The organism is Nocardia beijingensis NBRC 16342 (genome assembly GCF_001612785.1).
GTDB classification, from domain to species: domain Bacteria; phylum Actinomycetota; class Actinomycetes; order Mycobacteriales; family Mycobacteriaceae; genus Nocardia; species Nocardia beijingensis.
In genome coordinates this window covers 1-1,227 of record NZ_BDBC01000105.1, presented here as the reverse complement: position 1 = coordinate 1,227, position 1,227 = coordinate 1, and the positions used below count along the sequence as shown (strand labels likewise).

Sequence of the window (1,227 nt, the reverse complement as noted above, 5' to 3'; positions counted from 1 at the left end):
GCCGGTTGATGAGGTGGCGTGGGGGAAGTTGCGGGCGTTGTTGGCGATGAGTGCGGAGGAGCGGGCGCGTCCGTGGGCGGAGCATCGGGAGTTGTATCACGCGGCAGCGGGGTGAGGGCCAGGGTTGATTCGGTGACGTGAACAATGATTGTGGCGCGTGGGGTGCACCGGATGCCTGCTCGCCGAGGACGGCGCCCAGGTGCGCCGCCGTCGTCTTCGTGCACGGACTCAGGGGCAAGTGCGGTGGGGTTGTCGCTCGCTCGCCGGAATCTATGTTTCCAGCTCGTCGGTTTGGTCTGGAGCGCTCACGCCGCCACACGGCCATGTTGAGAGCTTTGGACACCAACACGGTCGTCTTCGTGGTCGCAGCGGTCCAGCCGACGATCGCGCGGGAGTAGGCATCGAACACGAACGCCACATAGGCCCATCCCGACTACGTCGAGACATAGGTGAAGTCCGCTGACCCACCCCAGGTTCGGAGCTGCGGCGGTGAAGTCGCGGTTGAGTTTGTCGATGGCGCGCACGCCGTCCTTGGCCGGGATGGTGGTGCGATGCTTGCGGCCCCGCACGACACCGTTGATCCCGAGTTCACGCATTATCCGGTCGACGGTGCAGAACGCCACGTCATGGCCCTGGCGACGCAGATAGCGGGTCATCTTGCGGCGCCCGTACATCTGCTCGGGCCTGCCCTCGAGATCTCGTAACGCGTTCTCCACGTGAGCGTGGGCGAGATCGCGGGCCCAGGGCGGCCGACGGCGGGCCTTGCGGTAGGTCCTCGGCGCGATCTGCACTCCGTGCGCGCAACGCACGACGGATCGAGTCGACACCGTAGACCCGACGGTATTCATCAATGAACCCGACGATCACCGGTGTCGCGGGTCGAGTTCCCGCGCGAAGAAAGCCGAAGCCAGCTTCAGGATCTCGTTGGCCTGCCCGAGATCTCGGACCTCTCTGCGCAGCTTCGCCAACTCCTCACGCTCGGCCGAAGACAGACCCGGGCCGGCTTACCCGCCCGGCCGCGCCCCTCGGCCGGAGCCTTCTTGATCCAGATCCGCAGCGTCTCGAAATGGACATCGACCAACGGCGCGAGAGCTTGGGCGGCAGCATACGGAGTCCCGTATTCATCGAGACGCTCGAGAGCCAGACGCACAGCCTTCTCACGAACCTCGGACGGGTAACGCTTCGACATGACGGCGACCATCTTCCTCTAGGAAGAAGCGGCCCCCA

General features: G+C 65.4%; 1 protein-coding gene and 1 other annotated feature. The gene reads right to left on the bottom strand.

Annotated elements, in window-relative coordinates:
* Window positions 1–305 precede the first annotated feature (305 nt).
* Window positions 306–716: an IS3 family transposase gene (locus NB3_RS33785; RefSeq protein ID WP_218020682.1), complete on the bottom strand. Its 411-nt coding sequence runs from the start codon at window positions 714–716 to the stop codon at window positions 306–308.
* 60 nt (window positions 717–776) lie between these two features.
* Window positions 777–903, bottom strand: a sequence feature (AL1L pseudoknot).
* Between the last annotated feature and the right edge of the window lie 324 nt (window positions 904–1,227).